Origin of the sequence: Kineococcus vitellinus (genome assembly GCF_009906315.1) — a bacterium.
GTDB classification, from domain to species: domain Bacteria; phylum Actinomycetota; class Actinomycetes; order Actinomycetales; family Kineococcaceae; genus Kineococcus; species Kineococcus vitellinus.
Genome location: NZ_JAAALL010000337.1, coordinates 1 through 4,334, shown reverse-complemented (window position 1 = coordinate 4,334; position 4,334 = coordinate 1). Strand labels below are relative to the sequence as shown.

Below are 4,334 nucleotides of genomic sequence, written 5' to 3'. Positions count from 1 at the left end.
GTGCGGTGGCGGGTGGGTAGCCTCGCGCCATGCCGCACCTGTTGCACCTGGACTCCTCGGCCGACCTCGCGACGTCGCGGTCGCGGGCCGTCACCGCCTCCTTCGCCGACGCGTGGAGGGCGCGCGGGGACGACCACACGGTCACCTACCGGGACCTGCACACCGATCCGCTGCCGCACCTGGCGCACGCGGAGCTGCACTGGGCGGCGGCCGACCGCAAGCCCGGGATCCCGCTGCCCCCGGAGCAGGAGCGGATCATGGAGACGATCCAGGCCGAGCTGCTCGCCGCGGACGTCGTCGTCATCGGCGCGCCGCTGTACAACTACACGGTCCCCTCGACGCTGAAGGTGTGGATCGACAACGTCCACGTCCCCGGCGTGCTCGCCGGCGAGGGCAGCCGGCCGATGGCCGGCCGGCACGCCGTCGTCGTCAGCAGCCGCGGCGCGACCTACGACACGGGCACGCCGACCGAGGGCTGGGACCACGGGGTGCCCGTCCTGCAGATCGTGCTCGGCGCCTCGCTGGGCATGCAGGTGCACCTCGTGCAGACCAGCGCGACGCTCGCTGACCGGCTGCCCGACCTCGCCGCCCTGCGCGAGCGCAGCGAGGCCGAGCTCGCCGCCGCGCACGCCGCCGCCCGGGAACTGGCCACGACCCTCTGAGCGCGACCCCCTGAGGGCGCGCGAAGGCGGCGGGCGGGTCAGCGGGCGGAACCGAACCTCTCGGTGCGGATCCGCCCGCTGTCGTGGCCGGCCGCCACGAGCAGCTCCGCGACGTGCTCGACGAACGGCGTCGGCCCGCACACCAGGCACAGCGGCCGCTGCGCGGGCGGGAGCGCGGCGGTGGCGAGGCGCCGCGCGTCCAGCCGCCCGGGGCGGGCCACCTCGCCGGGCGGCACCTCGCGCGTCCAGACGACCTCGAGGGAGAAACCCGGCTGGGTGGCGGCGCGCTCCAGCAGTTCCGCCCGGTACATGGCCACCGCCGGGGAACGCACCGACAGCAGCAGCCGCAGCTGCGGCGCCGCGGGGACCTGCGCGTGGGTGCGCACCACCGACAGCAGCGGCACCACGCCGGAACCGCCGCCGATGAGCTGCACCGGTTCCAGGGTGCCGGGGCGCCACACGAACCAGCCGCCCAGCGGCCCCGTCACCTCCAGCACGTCACCGGGGCGCACCTCCTCCACGAGGAAGGAGGACACCTCCCCCTCCTCCAGCAGTTCCACGCCGATCTCGACGAGGGTCCGGCCCGCGGGCGCCGCCGCCGAGGCCAGCGAGTAGGAGCGGACGGCCTGGTAGCCGTCGGGGGCGGTCAGGCGCACGTCGAGGTGCTGGCCGGCGAGGTGGCCGGGCCAGTCGGGGACGTCGAGGACGAGGGTGCGCGCGCTCGCGCTCTCGGCCCGCACGTCGGCGACCCGGGCTGCGCGCCAGCCGTTCAGAGGGAGTACCTCTGCTCGCTCCACGGGTCGCCGTAGGCGTGGTAGCCGACGCGTTCCCAGAACCCGAGCTCCTGCTCGTCGGACAGGGTGATCGAGCGCACCCACTTCGCCGACTTCCACAGGTACAGGTGCGGGACGAGCAGCCGGGCCGGCCCGCCGTGCACGGGTTCCAGCGGCTGCCCGTCGTAGCCGGTGACGATCCAGGCCCGCCCGCCGAGCAGGTCGGCGACCGGCAGGTTCGTCGTGTAGCCGCCGTAGCTGGTGACGAGCGCGTGCCCGGCCGAGGTCTGCACCCTGTCGAAGAACGCGTCCAGGGGGTACCCGGACCAGCGGGTGCCGAACTTCGACCAGCGCGTCACGCAGTGCAGGTCGGTGTCGAAGGAGTCGCGCGGCAGCCGCTGCAGGCCGTTCCAGTCCCAGTGGTGGGAGCTGCCCGTCTCGGTGGTGATGGTGAAGCGCCACTCGTCGGTGTCCACGCGCGGGGTGGGGCCGGCGGAGAGCACGGGGAAGTCGTCGGTGCGGTACTGCCCGGGCGGCAGCGCCTCGGTGCGCCGGCGACGGCGGCCGGTGAAGCCCCGGGTGACCTCCGGGACGCGCAGGACCTCGTTCTCGGCACCGTCGCCGGGCTCGACGGCGCTCACGGCAGGATCGCGTCGACGTAGCCGCCGTCGACGCGCACCGCGGCACCCGTCGTCGCCGACGCCAGCGGGGAGGCCAGGTAGCAGACCATGTTCGCGATCTCCTCCGGTTCGATGAGCCGCTGCAGCAGCGACTGGGGGCGGTGCCGGGCCATGAAGCGCTGCTGCGCCTCCTCCCACGGCAGGTCGCCGGGGACGAGCTCGCGCACGAAGTCCTCGACGCCACCGGTGTGCGTGGGGCCGGCCAGGACGCTGTTGACGGTCACGCCCGTGCCGGCGGCCGCCTTCGCGAAACCGCGGTGCACCCCCAGCAGCGCCGTCTTGGAGACGCCGTAGTGGATCATCTCGGCCGGGGTGACGACGGCGGAGTCGCTGGAGGTGTAGAGCACCCGGCCCCAGCCGCGGCCGCTCATGCCGGGCAGGTAGTGGCGGGTGAGGCGGACGGCGGTGAGGACGTTGACCTCGAAGTAGCGCCGCCACTCGTCGTCGCTGATGGCCAGCGGGTCGGCGGAGCCGAAGACGCCGAGGTTGTTGACGAGGACGTCGACGTCGGGCACCGCCTCGACGAGCCGGGCGTGCCCGTCGTCGGTGGTGATGTCGGCCGCGACCCAGCGCACGCCGTCCTGCGGCACCCCCTCGCGCTCCCGGACGCCCGCGGCCGCCGCGGCGAGCCTGCCCTCGTCGCGGCCGGAGAGGACCACGCGCGCCCCCGCGCCCGCCAGCCCCGCCGCGACGGCCAGCCCGATGCCCTGCGAGGAGCCGGTGACGAGGGCCGTCTTCCCGGTGAGGTCGATGCGCACGGGGACTGTCTACCGGGCGCGCGGGCGGCGGGGCCAGGGACCCTCGGCGGGGACGTCTGCGGGGACGTCTGCGGGGACGTCTGCAGGGACCTCAGCAGGCGCAGCTCACGGCGTGGTCGGCCGGGGCGGTGAGCGGGTCGGGCGCGGAGCGGTGCACGACCCCGTCCACCTCGACGGGCAGGCCCTCGCGCGCCCAGTACTCGAACCCGCCCTGCACCTCCTTGACCCGGTACCCCAGGCGCGCGAACGCCAGCGCCGCGCGGGTCGCCCCGTTGCAGCCGGGGCCCCAGCAGTAGGTGACGACGACGAGGCCGGGGTCGACCAGCCCGGCGGCCTCGGCGGCGATCCGGGCGGTCGGCAGGTGCAGCGCCCCGGGCACGTGGCCCTGCGCCCACGCCTCCTCGCCGCGGCTGTCGACGACGACGAAGCCGGGGGTGCGGGCGGTGAGCGCGGCGTGGACGTCGCTGGGGTCGGTGCCCAGCGCGAGCCGGCGCTCGAGCTCGGCGACGGCGAGGGCGGGGTCGAGGGTGTCGGTGATCTGCACGTCCACGACGCTAGGCGCGCGGCGCGGCGCCTCCCAGGGCCTCTCCACGGCGTGCGGGCGGTTCGGCCGCGGGATCCGCGGCGGTGCGGCACGATCACCGGGTGATCCTCGACGAGACCGACCGCCGCATCCTCGCCGAGCTGCAGGCCGACGGCCGGCAGCCGTGGGCCGAGCTGGGCCGGCGGGTGGCGATGTCCGCCTCCGCCGTCGTCGAGCGCGTGCGGCGGCTGGAGGAGGCCGGGGTCGTGCGCGGCTACCGGGCCGTCGTGGACCCGGCGGCCGTCGGCCTCGGCGTCCGGGCGCTGGTGCGGCTGAAGTACCCCACCGGCAACTACAAGCCCTTCCACGACCTCGTCGCGCGGACGCCGTTCGTGCTCGAGGCGCACCACGTCACGGGTGAGGACTGCTTCGTGCTCACCGTCCTGGCGCGCGACATGCGCCACCTGGAGCAGCTGACGGGACGGCTGGCGACGCTGGGGTCGATCACGACCTCGGTCGTCTACTCCAGCCCCGTCGAGGGGCGGCCCGTGCCCGGGGACGACGAAACCCCGGGCGGCTGACGCCAGCTCCGAGGTTGTGCAGGGATTATCCCAGGTTTCGCGGGCGATGTCAAGCGCGGCTACCGACGGCACGGTCCGCGGGCGGGCGCGGGAAAGGGGCTGCGCCGGCCCCCGCCGCCGTGCCAGCGTCGCCCCGTGGTCGCCCCCGTGGTCCGCCCCGTGGTCCGCTCGGCACGCCCCGCCGACCTGCCCCGCCTGCGCGAGGTGGAGGTGGCGGCGGGCGCGCTGTTCCGCGCCGTCGGCATGGACCCGGTCGCCGACGACGACCCGCCGTCGCTGCAGGAGCTGGCCGCCGCCCGCGAGCGGGGCCTGCTCCTGGTGGCCGTGCCCGGCGAGGAGGGGGCCACGCGCGGAGGG

The 4,334-nt window shown here is 75.7% G+C and carries 6 protein-coding genes and 1 pseudogene; 3 read left to right on the top strand and 4 right to left on the bottom strand.

Going from position 1 to position 4,334, the window contains the following annotated elements:
- The first annotated feature begins 29 nt into the window (after positions 1-29).
- A complete protein-coding gene (locus GTQ99_RS20335) occupies positions 30-662 on the top strand; it encodes an FMN-dependent NADH-azoreductase (protein ID WP_166617523.1) in 633 nt (210 codons plus the stop codon).
- A 38-nt stretch (positions 663-700) separates the two neighbouring features.
- On the opposite strand, the gene GTQ99_RS20330 is transcribed toward GTQ99_RS20335, so the two are convergent.
- The 4 genes from GTQ99_RS20330 to GTQ99_RS20315 form a co-directional block, all read right to left on the bottom strand.
- Positions 701-1,459, bottom strand: a complete 759-nt coding sequence (locus GTQ99_RS20330; protein WP_166617522.1) for a ferredoxin reductase — start codon at positions 1,457-1,459, stop codon at positions 701-703.
- Positions 1,432-2,076, bottom strand: a complete 645-nt coding sequence (locus GTQ99_RS20325) for a molybdopterin-dependent oxidoreductase (RefSeq protein ID WP_338075149.1) — start codon at positions 2,074-2,076, stop codon at positions 1,432-1,434. Before GTQ99_RS20325 ends, GTQ99_RS20330 begins: the two co-directional genes overlap by 28 nt.
- Positions 2,073-2,873: an SDR family oxidoreductase gene (locus tag GTQ99_RS20320; protein ID WP_166617521.1), complete on the bottom strand. Its 801-nt coding sequence runs from the start codon at positions 2,871-2,873 to the stop codon at positions 2,073-2,075. The genes GTQ99_RS20325 and GTQ99_RS20320 overlap by 4 nt, the downstream gene beginning before the upstream one ends.
- 91 nt (positions 2,874-2,964) lie before the next feature.
- Positions 2,965-3,417 carry a rhodanese-like domain-containing protein gene (locus tag GTQ99_RS20315; protein ID WP_205707902.1) on the bottom strand — a complete coding sequence of 151 codons (453 nt, stop codon included), beginning with the start codon at positions 3,415-3,417 and terminating at the stop codon, positions 2,965-2,967.
- A gap of 101 nt (positions 3,418-3,518) precedes the next feature.
- Here GTQ99_RS20315 and GTQ99_RS20310 point away from each other — a divergent pair, with 101 nt between their 5' ends.
- The gene (locus tag GTQ99_RS20310; RefSeq protein ID WP_338075148.1) at positions 3,519-3,977 is read left to right on the top strand and encodes an Lrp/AsnC family transcriptional regulator; all 459 of its coding nucleotides are present in this window, start codon (positions 3,519-3,521) and stop codon (positions 3,975-3,977) included.
- A gap of 135 nt (positions 3,978-4,112) precedes the next feature.
- Positions 4,113-4,334: pseudogene (locus tag GTQ99_RS24475) on the top strand (hypothetical protein); the annotation flags it as partial.